Raw genomic sequence first — 15,129 nt, forward strand, 5'->3', positions numbered from 1 at the left:
GGCTGGCCGGCGCCCTGGCGCACGCTGCAACGCTACTGGGCCGCCTGGGCGACCAAGCCCCCCACCCGATGAGCTAAAAGACCTGCTCAGCGCCCTCGCCCGCGGACATCCGCTTGATCTCTACCACAGGGTTCAACAAACCACCGCTAGGAACCGTCTGTTCTCCCCCAGGAGGCGGCGCCGTGAGGTCCCGTCGCCGCTCCTGCGGTGGGGAACGGGGAGTCGGAGAAGGCCGGTTCCAGTTCGTCGAACCAGGTGGCGGTCGGCGACCAGGCGGCGAAGAAGGGCTGCCCCACGGCTTCGGGCAGGCGCGCCTGGAGGAAGGAGCAGACGAAGACCTTGCGCCCGGCGATGTGGGATTCGCCGTGGATGACGACCTTGCCGGGTGTGGCGGACATGAGCGGGCCGCGTGACGTACGGGCCAGGCCGGACACCTGGCGCAGTGCCCCCTGGTAGACGGCGAGGGCACGGGTGAGAGGAATGGCGAAGTAGTTGCGCGCTCCCGTATCGCGTTCGACGAACGCGTAGTAGGGGTGGATACCGAGCTCGACCATGCGCTGCCACATCCGCGCCCAGACAGCGGAGTCGTCGTTGACGTAACGGACCATGGGCGCCTGCGCGCGCAGCACCGCTCCCGTCGCCCGGATACGCACCAGGGCCCGCTCGACCACGGCGGTGGCCAGTTCGGCGCCGTGGGAGAAATGGGTCATCAGCGCCAGTGTTCTGCCCGCCCGTACACACTGCTCGAACAGCCGCAGCAGATCGTCGGCGTCGGGGTCGGTGAGAAACCGGTAGGGCCAGTAGCCCAGCGCCTTCGTACCGATCCGAAGGGAGCGGATGTGGTGGAACTCCGGGGCGAGAAGTGGCTCGATGTACTCCCGCAGGCGCGCTGTCGACATGATCAAGGGATCACCGCCCGTGATCAGGACGTCGGTCACCTCCGTGTGCTCACGCAGATATTCCAGGGCATTCGCCGGCCCCGCCAGGCTCTGTTTCAGCTCGGGCATGCCCACGAACTGCGCCCAGCGGAAGCAGTATCCGCAGTACGCGTGACACGTCTGGCCCGCGCCGGGGAACAGCAGCACCGTCTCACGGTACTTGTGCTGCAGGCCCTCCACCACGCGTCCGTCGAGCCGGGGCACGTTCTGTTCGAGCTGACCGCCCGGATGGGGCTTGAGGAGCAGGCGCTGCCGGTTCGCCTCCCGGCGCACCTCGCTGCGGGACGCGCCCTTGGCGATGAGCTTACTCATCGTGCGGAACATGTCCGGGGGCAGCATGTCCCGGTGCGGGAAGACCAGCCGGAAAACGGGATCGTCGTAGGGCGGGCGGCTCCAGTCGATCAGCTCGTCCATGATGTAACTGTTCACCTTGAACGGGAGCACCGCCGATACCACCCGCATGGCATGCCGCGTGTCCTCGTCCACACGCGTGCGCACCTGTTCCGCGTCGGCCAGATGATCGCCCGGTATGCTCCGCAGCACGGCTCGGTCCATGGCCTCATCATGGTGTGGAACCGCCACCCGTTCCTGCGAGGTACACCCATTGGAGTGACGGCGAGAGCGCTCCCCGGGGCGGCCAGCGGGAATGCGGTGCACCGGTGTGTCTGATGAACCACGGCTGGTGTGCTTGACGAACCGCGCCGCGCGGCGGAGGCCGCGGGGTTCAAAGACAGCTCTGAGTGCGCGGGATGGCCCCGGGGAACGTGGTGGGTGTCGTCGGTGGGGCTGAAAGGCGGCGTGTCGGCAATGCCCCGCCCCGTCCTACGCTGGTTCCAGGGCAGGTGTGCGTTGGGCCGGGACGATCCGGTCGCCGGACGCTGAGCCCGTCGTGCCTGACCCCCTTTGATCTGGGGTGAGTGACGGCCGGAGCCGCATCGCCGAGAACAGGGCTCCGGCCCCTGTCCTCCCAGCTGTTCGAGCCGGGGTGAACTCCCGCGCACTCCGGATGCCGGTGAGGACATCGGTTGCGAGGACGCCGCGGAAGGGGAACCGTCCGTCCCCGCACCACGGCCGCCGCCGGGGATACCACCCGGCGGCGGCCCCACGGCCTTGCTGGCCGAACTGCCCGGCCGCGAGCGCGACCTCGTACCCCGACAGTACGCGCCTGCAGCCCGCAAGGAGCCCTTCACGCCCGGCCAACTGCCGCTCAGACAAGCCATGTTCAGGAGGGGCAGCTCGTCCCGAGGGAAGGTCTGTGGCTCAGTATCGGCTTCCACTGGCATGATCGTCATTCGTGAGTGATGTTTTTGGGCAGGCTGGTCACGGTGTGCGGGTCGAGTGGGGCCCGGTTGGGGCGGAGCGACTCGCGGGTGGTGTCGCCTGCCTGGTGGTTGTCGATGTGCTGTCGTTCACCACGTCAGTGACCGCCGCGGTCGAGGCGGGAACGCAGGTATTCCCTTTATCGCTGGCGGGATGAGTCGGCTGTGGGCTTCGCCGAGCAGGTGGACGCCGCTTTGGCGGTGGGGCGTCGTGCGGTGTCCGAGGGTTCGCCGTGGTCGCTGTCTCCGGCTGCGTTGCGACGTGCTCCGTTTACTCCGCGGCTGGTGCTGCCGTCCCCCAACGGGTCGGCGATCGCTGCCGCAGCCGCCGATAGCTCCGCCGTGGTTGCCGCCTCTCTGAGGAATGCGGCCGCCGTCGGGCAGTGGCTCGGCGCTCAGGGGCACGGGACCATCGAGCATCCTGTGGGAGTGATCGCCGCCGGTGAGCGCTGGCCCGATGGCAGTCTTCGCCCGGCGCTCGAAGACCTGCTCGGTGCCGGAGCAGTGATCGCCGCGCTACTGGAATGCGGTGGTGAGGCGCCCTCACCGGAAGCCGCAATGGCGGCGGCGGCCTTCACCGGCACCCCGGATCCCAGAGCTGCTGTCGCGGCCGGCTCGTCCGGGCGCGAGCTCGGTGAGGCTGGGTTTGCCGATGACGTTGCTATCGCCACGGAGTTGGACGTCAGCCGTGTGGTGCCGGTGCTGACTAGCGGCGCCTTCGCCGGCGCCAGCTGATCACACGATCCGGTTGGGAAGATTCAGGCTGCGAGGGCGTACTGCTGCTGGTCGTGCACGGGATGAGGCGCTGGTGCTCGCGCCCCAGATGGTGCCGCCAGTAGGTGTCGAGGTCGCCGTTGTCGATCAGGACACGGAGTTAGGCCGTGTCCTACACGGTGAGTTTGAGCAAACCGAGCCGTTCCTCCCCGCGGTGGTGCGCGTGGGGGTCGGTGGAGTAACCGGCGTGGCGTGTGATCGACGGGGTGTTGTATTGGGTGCGGGCGGGTGTCACTGCACGTCGGACAGGGCTGTCTGCATGGCCTGCGTCACTGCGTTGCGATGGTTCGTGAACGCGAGTTCAGCCTCCTGGTGTGGCTCCCCGCTGGTCACCGTGTCTCGGTAGCCGATCAGCAGGTGCACGAGCTCTCGGGACATTTCCGCTAGGTCCGGCGGGGCCACCAGGTGCAGTTGTATGCGTGCGGGGAATACATCGTGATCGGTCAACGCGTCCTGAGCTCGACGTAACTTCTCCTCGCTGTTGCCGTCCCGGCCCGCGCGGTGTATCTGTTCCCTGGCCTGTGTCACCGCCGCCAGAAACTGGACACACGCAGTCCGTAGATCTTCCCGGCGCTGCTTCTTGACCTCCTTCGCCCACTGCGCACGATGGGCCACCAACACCGAGATCACACTGATGAATCCACCCAGGGCCGTACTGACCGGCGCAGTCCAATCCATGACTGCCATCGTGGCATGGACCTGAGGAAAGACTTAGACGGTGTCATAAATGGTCAGTTTGAGGAAGGTTTGTTTGCCGTCGGGCTTGAGCTCGGAGCAGACCACGATGCGCCGGCGGTGGAGCTCGGTCAGCCCGGTGGAGACAGGCTGAGCTGAGATGGATGGGCGACACCCTGCCCGTCAGACGGGCAGGGCAGCACGGGGTGGTCCGGGGCAACGGTCGCCGCCTCGTGCGGGGCGGCCCGTCAATAATCGATCAAGCCAGTTGCACGGGCCAGACCCTGGAACTACGAGTAGAACTGGGCGCCGTCGCGCGCGTCGGTGGCGGCGGTCCGCCAGCTGCGTTGGGCCTTGGTCCGCCAGGCGTTGCAGCTGCCGGTCGCCCTGAAGCAGGTCCGCACGGCGCGGGTGTGGTCAAGTTTCAGATTGATGCCGTTGCAGCGGGTGGTGGCCGTGGCGTGGGTGCCGCGGGCGGGCCAGAACGCGGAGTCGCTGGGGCCGGTCCCTGGTGAACTGGTGAAGCGGGGCGCGTCCACCGTGCAGGCCCGCGCGGGGGCAGATCGCTGTGATGCCGCAGCCGGCCCTGCTGTCGCGGCCATCGTGCCGGTTCCGAGCAGTAGGGCGGCCGCCGCTAACGGGACGAGCTGGATTTGCTTTCGCATGGTCCGGCCCTCTCATTGGTCTTTCCGGTACATGGCGCGGTGTCCGGGAGGTGCGGGCGAAAAGCTGCGGGCTGAATGCCACCCGCCTCCCGCACCCGTACGCCTACCCCCCTGGTTGTACACCCCGCCCGCCTGCAACAAACGGTTGACTCAGAAGGTCAACCGGGTGAGGGATGAAAGGCGGCGGCCGCATCCGTAGCGTCTTGTGGACCGACGAACCACGCGGTGTGGTGGAAGGAGACCTGATATGTGGGGGAAGCAAGCACCCGGCGTGTGCGCCGCGGTCGCTGTCGCCGCGCTGGGAGCGCTCGTTCCCGGTACGGCGAGTGCCTCCAGCGGCCACGCGCCGCCGAGTGCGCCCGCCTCGGTGACGGCGGCCGGGATGGACCTGGCCGGGCTCGACGTCGTACGCGTTCCCGGCCAGCGCGACATGGTCGTCTACCTCAAGGCGAAGCACAGCGGGAAGTGCATGACCGTCTACCGGGGCAGCAAGGCCAAAGGCGCCAAGGTCAACCAGTACAGGTGTGTGGGCGCCAAGAACCAGTGGTGGGTGCTGTACGGCGTCGCCCCGCCGTACTGGCGCATCGCCGGGTACGACAGCGGCAAGTGCCTCTCGGTGGCGGGAGCCAGCAAGAAGAACGGCGCCGCGCTCATTCAGTGGGACTGCAACGGCGCGGCGGACCAGCGGTTCAAGTGGAACGGCCACTCACCGCTGAAGGCCGTGCACAGCGGCAAGTGCCTGGACGTGCAGGGCGGCAGCCAGGCCGACAACGCGCCGATCATCCAGTGGTCCTGCAACGGGCGCAGCAATCAGACGTGGAACAGGGTGGACTAGCCATGAACCTCAGCCTCAGCCGGACGCTCACGCTCGCGGCGACGACGGCCGCGGCCGTCACCATGACCCTCCTCATGCCGGCCACCGCCTCCACGGCGACGGCCGCCGGCACCGCCTCCGGCGGCCTGACGTTCGAGCAGGTGCCCGGAGCGGCCTCCACCATGAAGTACGTCAAGAACAAGAAGAGCGGCAAGTGCCTGACGGTGTACCGGGCGAGCAAGGCCAACAACGCCACGGTCAACCAGTACAGGTGCCAGGGCGCCGCCAACCAGCGCTGGAACATGGAGTGGACCGGCGGACTCAGCTATGCGCTGCGCAACGCCAACAGCAACAAGTGCCTCACCGTGCACGGGGCGAGCAAGGCCAACGGTGCGGCCATTGACCAGTACACCTGTGTCGGCGAGGCCAACCAGGCCTTCTACATCAACATTTCCAAGCCCCACAAGACGGAGATGCGCCCCTCCCACACGCGTAAGTGCCTGGATGTCCAGGGCGGCAGCACCGCGGACAACGGCCGCGTCATCCAGTGGTCGTGCAACGGTCGCAGTAACCAGTCCTGGAGCTACTGAACACCCCGCCCCTTCCCGTTCCCCGGCCCCGGTCGGCGCTTCCCCCGAGCGCCCGGCCGGGGCTCTGCGCCTAGGCACTGTCCGGTGGGTGGAAGGCCATCACGAGCTACCGGACACGCCAGCGGCTGCAGCGTCTCGCCCTGACCGGCCAGGGCATCATTGCGCTCGGTAAGGTAGCTGATCAGGCCGTCCACGCCATCGTGAGTGACCTTCTCGTTGAACACCTGCTGGTACGTCTGGACCAACCACGCACCCTCAGTGTTCAGGTCGTAAACCAGCCAGCCCTGCGCCGTCTTGTACAAGCGGTAGGCGATCTGCATCGGCTGGCTGTTAGCCATCACCACTGTGCCCACCACGACGTCTGTGTCTCCCGGCCCCATACGGAACGGCCGGTATTGACTCGGCGACGGATCCGGCAGCTGTTGCGCGACCGCGCGCGCATATGTATGGACTAGCAACCGCGAAACCTGGTCGATCAATTGCTCTTGCTGCGAACGTGTCGCCGCATTCCAGTGACGGCCCGCCATGATGCCCGGCGTGGCCCTGGTCCGGTCCTTGCGGAGAGGTATCAGGAAACGCGGTGGGGTGTGCCGGGGCCCGGAGTTCCGTCACGACCATGGCCCGTGCGGGTGCGCGGGTCATGTCCACCGGGTCCCGGCACCGGATCAGGGTCGCACGACCGCAGTAGGCGGGTGCGTCCCAGGGGTCGTGGTTGGTGAGGGCCGCCTGCGCTGGGGGCCTTGGGGGTTATCCGAGGTTGATGGTGCCTTCGGCTTCGGAAGGCTCGTAGGCGTCCTTGCCGGGGTAGGTGACGGTGTAGGGGCCGGTGAGGTGGCTGGTGTCGATGACTGCGGTGTCAGGGTTGAGCGGCAGCCACAGGTCGGCGGTGTGGTTGACGCGGTCGTCGGTTCCGGTGGTGGCGGTACCCAGGTCGAGGCCGCTGGCGGAGGTGAAGCGCAGGGGTGGTGACGGGGGCGCCGTCGGCGGTGGTCAGACGGCGGTCAGGCCCGGGACGAGGAGCGGGGCCAGGGCGTGGGGGTGGCTGGTCTCTTCGAGGCGCTGGGGTGTGTGCCGATGGGGGCGGCGACCGTGATGGCGACGGCGGTGCCCGGCAGGTCGGAGCCGCGGGAGGTGTCGGGCTGGTCGATCTTGTCTGCGCGGGCGACGCATACCTCGCTGTAGGCGGTGCACACTGTGGTGCCGTCGGGGGACACGGACAGCGGTACGCGAGGCGGCGCGTCCGTGTCGTCGGCTCCCCTCAAGGAGGCCTGGCGGAATCCCGCCTCCAGATTCAGGGATGCGGAGTCCCGCACGTCTCCGGCGAAGTCGTTCGGGCTCCGGGTCGCGAGGAGCTTCCCGTCGGGGCGGACCGCGATCCCGCGCCGGCCGGGGGGGTGTGATCCCGCTACGCCAGCCGCCCTGGCCGCAGAAGAGCTCATGAGGGTGACCTCGAGAGTGCAGGGCGGGCCGGCGGCGGAGTAGGCCATCTGCTCACGAAGAATCGATTCGGCCAGCCACGATCGAGGGAACCCTCGTGCCGCGTCGAAGGGCCGAGGGCATCGTGGCAGCGATCGACAACGACATGGAAGGACCATCCAGTATGTCCCTGCGCACTTTCACCCTCGCCGCCGGTGCCGCCGTGCTCCTGATCGCCCTGCCCGGTTCGGCCTCCGCCGCAAGCGGGCAGTTCCGCTACTCCTACACCACGGCCGACGGTTACGAGGCTGTCGGCTTCCTCAACAATCCCGCCAGCGGCCAGTGCATCAACCTCGCACCAGCCGCATCCGAGCCCGGCTCCGCCTCACGCGCCCCCAAGAACCACACCGACGCAACCGCCACCGTCTTCCTCGGCACCGACTGCGAGGGGGAGAACTACTACTCCCTCAAGCCCGGCAGGGGGGCTTCCGACCGCCTCCAGGTACGCTCCGTCGTCTTCTCCTGATCAGTACGGCGAGGACGTGCTCCAGGTCGGCCTTGGCGGCTGACGGCAGCGTCGGATATCAGGGCACTCGGCGTGCCCGATGTCACGGCCTGCTTCTCTCATGCTCCCCTTTTCAGCAGAGTCCGAAGGGTGGTGTGAGGTAGCTCGGACGGCCGTCGGCGGGCGGGGTGTGCTGGGCGATGGGCGCAAAAATGTCGCGTGGGAGGGGAAAGTCCCAGGGCTTGTCCAAAACCACGGATGAGATGAGCTGTCCGATCTCGTCGCAGCCGCGGGCTCCGTGGCCGTTGCCGCCGGTCACCACGGTCAGGGTGGTGTCCTCGCTCACGTGGCCGATGTACGGGTAGCGGGTGGGGGTCTTGTCGACGACGCAGCATGCCTCGCGTACGGAGACCGGTTCCAGGTTCGGCACCAGCAGACGGAGCATCCGCTGAAGGAAGCCCGACTGCTGTTGTGTGATCCGCTGCTGTGCGTACCAGGTCTGCATCTGGTCGGGTCCGTGCAGCTCGTGGAAGATGGGCTGCATGGCCGGGCCGATGCGCAGGTACCAGCGGCCGTCTGGGTAGCGGATGGGGGGCAGCAGGTAGAGCGAGGTGTTGTCGTTGCCCGTGTCCTCGGGGTCGATGGTGACGATGGTAGGCAGGTCGCGCAGGTGGTCGAGTTGGTCTGCGGGGACCTCGGCGAGCAGGTTCGGCTCGGTGAAGGCGTGCAGGGCGAGCTGTTGCCCGGCCGGCAGGGCGCCGGTGTGGTTGATCAGGGAGCCCGTGGCGAGCAGGACCTTCTCGGCGCACAGCTCGAAGGTGCCGTCGGCGCCGCGTCCCTGAAGGTGCCATAGGCCGGTGGTGTTGTCCTTGCGGATGCTGTGCACGGCCCCGCGCAGCAGCCGGCCACCGTGGGTGATGGCGAGGGACTGCTGGGCGTGCACCAGGCGCCGCGGGTTGAGGTATCCGGCGCGTTCGCGTTCCATGATGCCTTCGGCGATTCACTTCTCCAAGCTGGTGGCTCCTGCTCAGCTGCTCAGGAGCGACCGGTTTCGGTGAGAAAGGACAGCTGTCGGGTGCCTGCGAACGCAGGCACCCGACAGCACCAGATCCTTCGTCCCTCCTACAGCGCTACGGCTCAGTCACCGGAGAGGCGTTTGATCTTTTCGAAGGGGTAGGCCACAACGGCCACAACGGCCAGACCGTAGACCGCGAAGGCCATCAGCCCCCAAGGGGAGACCGATCTCCCGCCGCCGCTCAGCAGAACGCTGCCGATGGGCACGAGAGCTGCCAGGCTGAGCAGCGCTGCGCCCGTGCACCAGAACGCGAGCAGTTGGTTAGCTTGCCTTTCGAGTGCGGGATCCCTCTTCACTGCCGCAGGAACGTCGTATCCGATGGCCCTGTTGCAGGCCTGGCCGCGGTAGCCGACGCGGGCGGCCAGGAGGCTTGCCACCGCCAGTACGGCAAAGCAGGTGAAGATGAGCACGTAGGCCATGACGGTCTCTGTGTCTTCTCGTGGTGGGCGGTGCTAGCGGATGTACTTGATGATGAAGGCGATGACCATATTGACGGCCTTGTTCTTCACCCAGTTCGGCAGGACCTTCCAGGCCCAGCTGCCTATCTCGCCGCCGAGGCATCCGAGGATGGCGTTGCGTACGTAGGTCTTCTTGCCCGAGGCCTTGCCAGCTGCGATGTCGCTGAGAACGGATGTGGGGATACTGGCCACGGCGCCCTTCGCGCACCACGCCGCCGCACCGATAACGGCAGCAGCGATAGGAAAGGCCCTGGTTTGCGGGATGCCCGTGCCTGCTGGCTGCTCGCTCATGGCCTTGGTTATCTCGGCAAGAGCTTCCGAGCCCATGCCGTCCTCGATGAACTGCCGCTGTTCCGTGGTGAGAGGAGGTGTTGCTTCGCTTGCCGCGGCTCGGCGGGGCTCAGGGGGGCCTGCGGCACCGACAGCGTGGGCTGAGGTAGCCAAGAGCGCCCCACTGGTCATACCGGCAAGACAGGCCAGAAGTAAACGGCTCTTAGTCGCAGAAAACATATTTTCTCCTGGTCGGAACTTCTGTGACAGGGACAACGGCCGCTGGTGCGCTGAGGCGAAGTGCGGCCAGCTGACCGGCCCCTTCTGCGCAGTCTCTGACGAGAAGTCAGCAGCGGGGCCGGCTCGAGCCCCTGATCTGTGATCAAGACCCTAGGCAGGTCGGCGTTCGTGAAGTAAGGCCGAAGGTCCTGATCTGTCAGGACCTTTGACCCCAGAGGAACCGGCCAGTCGGCATTCGTGACCTGTCTGGACGAAGATGATTTAGGCGGTGATCATCGGCCTTTCTGGCATAACAGGCAAAGGGCTCTCGGTGTCCATCATCAAGTGCTGCCCGTCCACCCAGCCGACGCCCTCCCTCAGAGCCATACCCGAGGAATTGCGTTCCCCGAACTGGCCAACTAGGCTGACAGTGGCCGGGTACCGCCGACAGTCACACGCGCGGCCGTACGTACCCGGGGCCGTGGCTGGGGTGCCGTGTTTGCGGGCGTGCCGGACTTCCCTCACGCACCAACTTGCATCGCGCGGGCAGGGCTATGTGCTTGGCGTCAGCCCTGCGGTTGCGGCTCGCGGCGTAGTGAAAGCCGCGGGCGGTGCGCGAGACGGGCAAGGCCGGGATCGCGCCAATCGTTTGGGGAGCTCTGTCCTCTGCCCCGCCCTTCCAGGAGGCTCTGTTGTGCTGCCCGGCTGTCCCGGGCGGCACCACAGGATCGGGAGGGCTCATGGACAGACAGGCGTGGTCCCGGCGGGCGGTGCTCAGGAGTGCGGGCGCGGTAGCGCTGGCGGCCGGAGTGGCAGGGGTGGGCTCTCCGGCCGTTGCCGCGTCCGGCCGGGGACGGTCGCTGGCCGCCGGGAACAGCTATCGCGTGGGGGCGGCGTTCGTGGTCGCAGTGGGCAACGACGGCGGGCTGTTTATGAATTACGCGCTGGACAGCCCTCCCCGCCCCTTCCCTTACACAACACCCATGCTGCCGATCGGTGAACCGGGCGTTGCCCCGTCCGGGGCAGGGGTGGCAGGCACTGTCCAGTCCGAGCGTCAGATCGACGCATTCGTGGTCGACAACGACGGCAGACTGTGGGTCACCTGGTGGAACTACACGACACCCAGTTCCGCGCAGCGCGCGCCGCTGACACCGGCGGGCTTCGCCCCCGCAGGAGCCGATCTGGCCACGGGAGCGCAGGCCAACGACCAGCGCGACGTGTTCGTCGTGGGTAACGACGGGGTGTTGTACGTGCTGTGGGAGGCCAACAACAGTGCCTGGTCCCAGCCCATCCCCCTCACCCCCGCACGCTTCGCCCCGCCCGGTGCTGCTCTGGCGACCGGGCGTCAGGCGAACGACCAGCTTGACGTGTTCGTCGTGGGCAATGACGGGGTGTTGTACGTGCTGTGGGAGGCCAACAACAGTGCCTGGTCCCAGCCCATCCCCCTCACCCCCGCACGCTTCGCCCCTCCCGGTGCTGCTCTGGCGACCGGGCGTCAGGCGAACGACCAGCTTGACGTGTTCGTCGTGGGCAATGACGGGGTGTTGTACGTGCTGTGGGAGGCCAACAACAGTGCCTGGTCCCAGCCCATCCCCCTCACCCCCGCACGCTTCGCCCCTCCCGGCGGCGGTGTCACCAGCGTCACCCAGCCGGCAGAGGACGGCTTCCAGCAGCTGGACGCGTTCGTCGTGGGCAACGACGGCGCGCTCTATGTCACCTGGGAGCAGAACAACAGCCGCTGGGCCGACCCGGTAAGGATCGCTGGTCCCGGGTTCGCCGCCCCGGGCGTCCCGGTCTCGGCGGTGTCGTACGACAACGGCTATGCGTCGGTGATCGTGCCGCGTATAGACAAGAGCCTGTGCGAGTTCCGCGTGACGGAGAAGTTCGGTGCCTGGACCGGCCCGCATGTGCTCTCCGCTCCCGGGACCGTGGCACCCACGGCCCGCAGCACCATCATCCACTACTCGATGGAAGTGAAGGAAAACAAACTCTCCGAAGGGTTCATGGCGCTGCTGAATATCGCTGGAACGTTTGCCGCAAAAAAGAAACCGTATGCAGCCGCCCAGGTGACTATGGACGGAACTCAGGCACTTCGCTTCCTTGCAGCCGACCTTCCGGGCTATCGGCGCCAGCTGGCGGACTGGGAGGTATGGCCGACGACGGGCTACCTGGCCGACGCCGGCCGCTGGGATGACGTGACTCAAGTCGGTGAGGAGGCCATCGGGCTGTACCGCAAGCTCGCTGCTGAGAACCCCGGCGACGACGAGCTCAGCTACCGCATCTCCTGGGCGCAGGTATCCCTCGGAATAGCTCTGTGGGCCAAGCCTGAGCTCCAGGCTAAAGCTGCGGATCTCGCCCTCTCCGCCACGGACAACCTCCGCGCTCTCAGTGCCAAAAGCCCCACCTACCGTCGGCAGTTCGCTGAATGGGCTATCTGGCCCACCGCCGATTTCCTCGCCCGGACAGGGCAGTTCGACAAAGCGCAGGTCCTCGGAGAGGAAGCGGTCGGCCTGTACCGAAAACTCGCCTCCGAGAACCCCGGTGACGACGAACTCACCTACCGCATCTCCTGGGCACAGATCGTCCTTGGCATCGACCTGTGGGCCAAGCCTGAACTCCAGGCCAAAGCGACGGACCTCGCTGTCGCCGCCATCGACAACCTCCGCGCTCTCAGTGCCAAAAGCCCCACCTACCGTCGGCAGTTCGCTGAATGGGCTATCTGGCCCACCGCCGATTTCCTCGCCCGGACAGGGCAGTTCGACAAAGCGCAGGTCCTCGGAGAGGAAGCAGTCGGCCTGTACCGAAAACTCGCCTCCGAGAACCCCGGTGACGACGAACTCACCTACCGCATCTCCTGGGCACAGATCGTCCTTGGCATCGACCTGTGGGCCAAGCCTGAACTCCAGGCCAAAGCGACGGACCTCGCTGTCGCCGCCATCGACAACCTCCGCGCCCTCAGTGCCAAGAACCCGACCTACCGGCCCCAACGGGCCGAATGGACCATGTGGCCAACGATCCGGTTCCTGGTCGACACCGGTCAGAAGGCACGCGCGATCCCCCTGGCTCAGGAGGCCGTCGACCTCTACACCCAGCTCAACGCCCAAGACCCCGCCACCTACGGGTCCAAACTCGCCAATGCCAAGAAGACGCTTGCAGAACTGCAAAGCCTGACCGTCTGAGGGCTCACGCCCAAGTTGACGGTGCCTGCGTCCGCTCCGAAGCGGTAGCCGCCCCGTTGCCGACGCGGCCTATTGGCTCTTGACGCACCTGAAGACGTGGGCTGGCAGTGATCAGACTACCGCCAAGCAACTCAACGTTTCCGCAGAGTACTTGGCAGAGGTCAGACAGCTCGGCGCCAGAAGCGACGAGCGGAAGGTCTCCCCGGACTCGCTGACTCTGACCACGCAGGACAAAGAGTCACTCAGGTGCGCGCTGGAAGAGCTCATCCGGAGGCTGCACCTCGTTGAGAGCGGGCTGCATCGCGGGGAGCACTTGGACCTGGCCAATTGGCCGACTACGTAGCCGTCCCCGGCTAACCTCCGCGAACACCTGAGCAGGCGGTCCCGTTCGGCCTCCCGCCGAGTGAAACTTGCGCCAGGCTCCGTGCACTGCATGCGGGACTTCATCGCCCGCACCGCCTGTTGGGACCACGTTGAGCATCTGGTGCTCACCGTCACCCAGGCCCGCGCCCGGGATCTGCTGCCAGCGGTGGGCAAGGCCAGCGATCCGCGCTGGCCCGCGTTCGCCCGCCGTCACGTTCTCGATCTCCGGGCCGCCGGCCTTGCCCCGGGGCAGACGGTCAGTGGCGCCCGGTTCGCGGCGCAGGTCGATGGTCGATCGTGTCCCTTGTCGTGGTGTAAGCGATCTACGAGTGGGAGTGCGCGGGCGTGTGCCCGGGGCGCACACCTGATGTGGGTTGCTGCTCCCTGATGACAAGGCGGGCCACCGTGTAACTCTCCCTGCTAAAAGGCCAGTTCAAGCGGTGGGAGTACACGATGGCCCTGTCTCAGTCTGACCTGATACGCCTGCTTGAGTCACTACGTTCGACCGACGGAATCGAGCTGATCCGCGCCATCGCCGAGCGGATGGTGCAGGAGCTGATCGAGGCCGAGGCCACCGTGCACATCGGTGCGGAGTGGAACGAGCACACGCTCGCGCGGACCGCCTTGCGCAATGGGCACCGGGACAAGGTGCTGACCACGCTGGCCGGCGATCTGGACCTGGAGATCCCCAAGGTTCGCACCGGTGCCTTCTTCCCGTCACTGCTGGAGCGTCGGCGCCGCATCGACCAGGCCCTTTACGCCGTCATCATGGAGGCGTACGTGCACGGCGTCTCCACTCGCAGTGTCGATGACCTGGTCAAAGCCCTCGGCGGAGACAGCGGGATCTCCAAGTCGGAGGTCTCGCGGATCTGCGAGGCACTGGACGAACCGCTGACCGCGTTCCGCACCCGCCCCCCTCGATCATGTCCGCTTCCCCTACGTCTACTTGGACGCCACCTACTGCAAAGCGCGGGTGAACCACCAGATCGTCTCCCAGGCCGTCGTGGTCGCCACCGGCATCACCGAGGACGGCAACCGTGAGGTCCTTGGACTGATGGTCGGCGACAGCGAGAGCGAGGTGTTCTGGAAGAAATTCCTGCGCTCGCTGCGTGAGCGCGGCCTGTCCGGGGTCCGTCTGGTCATCACCGACCAGCACTCCGGCTTGGTCGCCGCGGTCCGCAAGGTCATGCTCGGCGCCGCCTGGCAGCGATGCAGGGTTCATTTCCTGCGAAATGTCTTCGGCGTGATCGACCGGGACTCCGGCGAGATGGTCGCCGCGACGATCCGCACCATCTTCACCCAGCCCACCGCGGAACTCGTGCGCACCCAGCTCGACACCGTCGCCGACATGCTCGGCACTCAGTTTCCCAAGGTCAAAGCGATGTTGCTGGAGGAAAGGAGGATCTGACCGCGTTCGCGGACTTCCCGCCGAGGCACTGGAAGAAGATCCAGTCCACCAACCCGCTGGAGCGGATCAACCGGGAGATCAAACGCCGCACCGACGTCGTCCAGGTCTTCCCCAACCCACCCGCCCTGGAACGACTGGTGACCGCCGTGCTCTTCGAGATGCACGACGAATGGATCGCCTTCGCCCGCCGCTACCTGCCCGAGGGCAGCATGGACGAGCTCTACCCCGAACACCCCGAAAACGCCGCCGCACTACCCAATGCCTCGAACACGCCCACCAAATGATCGCCTACACCACGAGAGGGGGCACCATCGAGACCGTTGCGGGTTGACGACCCGCCACTGAGACATGAGGGGTGAGAAGAGCGCAGCTGTCGGGGGGCAGGCGATCGCCTGCCCCCCGACAGCTGCGGTTGTCTGGACTCCGGGGCCTGAGGGTGTTGCGGACCTAGGCAGGTGCCC

General features: G+C 66.8%; 13 protein-coding genes and 1 pseudogene. 6 read left to right on the forward strand and 8 right to left on the reverse strand.

Annotated elements, in window-relative coordinates; translation table 11 throughout:
* Positions 1 to 146: 146 nt before the first annotated feature.
* The gene (locus tag BX283_RS38775; protein WP_218976558.1) at positions 147 to 1,493 is read right to left on the reverse strand and encodes a KamA family radical SAM protein; all 1,347 of its coding nucleotides are present in this window, start codon (positions 1,491 to 1,493) and stop codon (positions 147 to 149) included.
* Between the two features lie 929 nt (positions 1,494 to 2,422).
* On the opposite strand from BX283_RS38775, the gene BX283_RS38780 reads away from it, so the two are divergent.
* Complete coding sequence (locus BX283_RS38780; RefSeq protein WP_257584201.1) at positions 2,423 to 2,992, forward strand: 2-phosphosulfolactate phosphatase; 570 nt, start codon at positions 2,423 to 2,425, stop codon at positions 2,990 to 2,992.
* A 270-nt stretch (positions 2,993 to 3,262) separates the two neighbouring features.
* Here BX283_RS38780 and BX283_RS38785 read toward each other — a convergent pair whose 3' ends face one another.
* Both BX283_RS38785 and BX283_RS38790 read right to left on the reverse strand, forming a co-directional pair.
* Positions 3,263 to 3,709 carry a hypothetical protein gene (locus BX283_RS38785; RefSeq protein WP_101392023.1) on the reverse strand — a complete coding sequence of 149 codons (447 nt, stop codon included), beginning with the start codon at positions 3,707 to 3,709 and terminating at the stop codon, positions 3,263 to 3,265.
* 287 nt (positions 3,710 to 3,996) lie between these two features.
* On the reverse strand, positions 3,997 to 4,371 hold the full coding sequence (locus tag BX283_RS38790; RefSeq protein WP_101392024.1) for a hypothetical protein: 375 nt from the start codon (positions 4,369 to 4,371) through the stop codon (positions 3,997 to 3,999).
* 247 nt (positions 4,372 to 4,618) lie between these two features.
* Between BX283_RS38790 and BX283_RS38795 the strand changes: the two genes are divergently transcribed.
* On the forward strand, positions 4,619 to 5,206 hold the full coding sequence (locus BX283_RS38795) for an RICIN domain-containing protein (protein ID WP_101392025.1): 588 nt from the start codon (positions 4,619 to 4,621) through the stop codon (positions 5,204 to 5,206).
* Positions 5,207 to 5,208: 2 nt separating this feature from the next.
* The gene (locus BX283_RS38800) at positions 5,209 to 5,775 is read left to right on the forward strand and encodes an RICIN domain-containing protein (RefSeq protein WP_257584202.1); all 567 of its coding nucleotides are present in this window, start codon (positions 5,209 to 5,211) and stop codon (positions 5,773 to 5,775) included.
* Here the strand turns inward: BX283_RS38800 and BX283_RS38805 are convergent.
* Positions 5,769 to 6,302 (reverse strand): phospholipid-binding protein MlaC, encoded by a 534-nt coding sequence (locus BX283_RS38805; protein ID WP_101392026.1) that lies wholly within the window; start codon positions 6,300 to 6,302, stop codon positions 5,769 to 5,771. The two genes, BX283_RS38800 and BX283_RS38805, sit on opposite strands and share 7 nt — an antisense overlap.
* Positions 6,303 to 6,776: 474 nt before the next feature.
* Positions 6,777 to 7,088 (reverse strand): hypothetical protein, encoded by a 312-nt coding sequence (locus BX283_RS40240; RefSeq protein WP_143676627.1) that lies wholly within the window; start codon positions 7,086 to 7,088, stop codon positions 6,777 to 6,779.
* A gap of 287 nt (positions 7,089 to 7,375) precedes the next feature.
* Here BX283_RS40240 and BX283_RS38815 point away from each other — a divergent pair, with 287 nt between their 5' ends.
* Entirely contained in the window at positions 7,376 to 7,717 is a 342-nt protein-coding gene (locus BX283_RS38815; RefSeq protein ID WP_180357409.1) for a hypothetical protein, read from the forward strand.
* Between the two features lie 112 nt (positions 7,718 to 7,829).
* Here BX283_RS38815 and BX283_RS38820 read toward each other — a convergent pair whose 3' ends face one another.
* The 3 genes from BX283_RS38820 to BX283_RS38830 all read right to left on the reverse strand — a co-directional run bounded on the left by BX283_RS38820 (position 7,830) and on the right by BX283_RS38830 (position 9,739).
* Positions 7,830 to 8,681, reverse strand: a complete 852-nt coding sequence (locus BX283_RS38820; protein ID WP_101392028.1) for an FAD-binding oxidoreductase — start codon at positions 8,679 to 8,681, stop codon at positions 7,830 to 7,832.
* A 152-nt stretch (positions 8,682 to 8,833) separates the two neighbouring features.
* The gene (locus BX283_RS38825) at positions 8,834 to 9,190 is read right to left on the reverse strand and encodes a hypothetical protein (RefSeq protein ID WP_101392029.1); all 357 of its coding nucleotides are present in this window, start codon (positions 9,188 to 9,190) and stop codon (positions 8,834 to 8,836) included.
* A gap of 33 nt (positions 9,191 to 9,223) precedes the next feature.
* On the reverse strand, positions 9,224 to 9,739 hold the full coding sequence (locus BX283_RS38830; RefSeq protein ID WP_101392030.1) for a hypothetical protein: 516 nt from the start codon (positions 9,737 to 9,739) through the stop codon (positions 9,224 to 9,226).
* Between the two features lie 719 nt (positions 9,740 to 10,458).
* On the opposite strand from BX283_RS38830, the gene BX283_RS38835 reads away from it, so the two are divergent.
* Both BX283_RS38835 and BX283_RS38845 read left to right on the forward strand, forming a co-directional pair.
* Positions 10,459 to 12,897: a hypothetical protein gene (locus tag BX283_RS38835; RefSeq protein WP_101392031.1), complete on the forward strand. Its 2,439-nt coding sequence runs from the start codon at positions 10,459 to 10,461 to the stop codon at positions 12,895 to 12,897.
* Between the two features lie 816 nt (positions 12,898 to 13,713).
* Positions 13,714 to 14,952: pseudogene (locus BX283_RS38845) on the forward strand (IS256 family transposase).
* The last annotated feature ends 177 nt before the right edge of the window (positions 14,953 to 15,129 follow it).

This window comes from Streptomyces sp. TLI_146 (assembly GCF_002846415.1).
Taxonomy (GTDB): domain Bacteria; phylum Actinomycetota; class Actinomycetes; order Streptomycetales; family Streptomycetaceae; genus Streptomyces.

Bases quoted from the DNA above. Each gene is read 5' to 3' on its own strand.
- BX283_RS38815 (WP_180357409.1), top strand. From the start codon at position 7,376: ATGTCCCTGCGCACTTTCACCCTCGCCGCCGGTGCCGCCGTGCTCCTG.
- BX283_RS38775 (WP_218976558.1), bottom strand. From the start codon at position 1,493: ATGGACCGAGCCGTGCTGCGGAGCATACCGGGCGATCATCTGGCCGAC.
- BX283_RS38820 (WP_101392028.1), bottom strand. From the start codon at position 8,681: ATGGAACGCGAACGCGCCGGATACCTCAACCCGCGGCGCCTGGTGCAC.
- BX283_RS38835 (WP_101392031.1), top strand. From the start codon at position 10,459: ATGGACAGACAGGCGTGGTCCCGGCGGGCGGTGCTCAGGAGTGCGGGC.
- BX283_RS38790 (WP_101392024.1), bottom strand. From the start codon at position 4,371: ATGCGAAAGCAAATCCAGCTCGTCCCGTTAGCGGCGGCCGCCCTACTG.
- BX283_RS38795 (WP_101392025.1), top strand. From the start codon at position 4,619: ATGTGGGGGAAGCAAGCACCCGGCGTGTGCGCCGCGGTCGCTGTCGCC.
- BX283_RS38830 (WP_101392030.1), bottom strand. From the start codon at position 9,739: ATGTTTTCTGCGACTAAGAGCCGTTTACTTCTGGCCTGTCTTGCCGGT.
- BX283_RS38800 (WP_257584202.1), top strand. From the start codon at position 5,209: ATGAACCTCAGCCTCAGCCGGACGCTCACGCTCGCGGCGACGACGGCC.
- BX283_RS38825 (WP_101392029.1), bottom strand. From the start codon at position 9,190: ATGGCCTACGTGCTCATCTTCACCTGCTTTGCCGTACTGGCGGTGGCA.
- BX283_RS38805 (WP_101392026.1), bottom strand. From the start codon at position 6,302: ATGGCGGGCCGTCACTGGAATGCGGCGACACGTTCGCAGCAAGAGCAA.
- BX283_RS38785 (WP_101392023.1), bottom strand. From the start codon at position 3,709: ATGGATTGGACTGCGCCGGTCAGTACGGCCCTGGGTGGATTCATCAGT.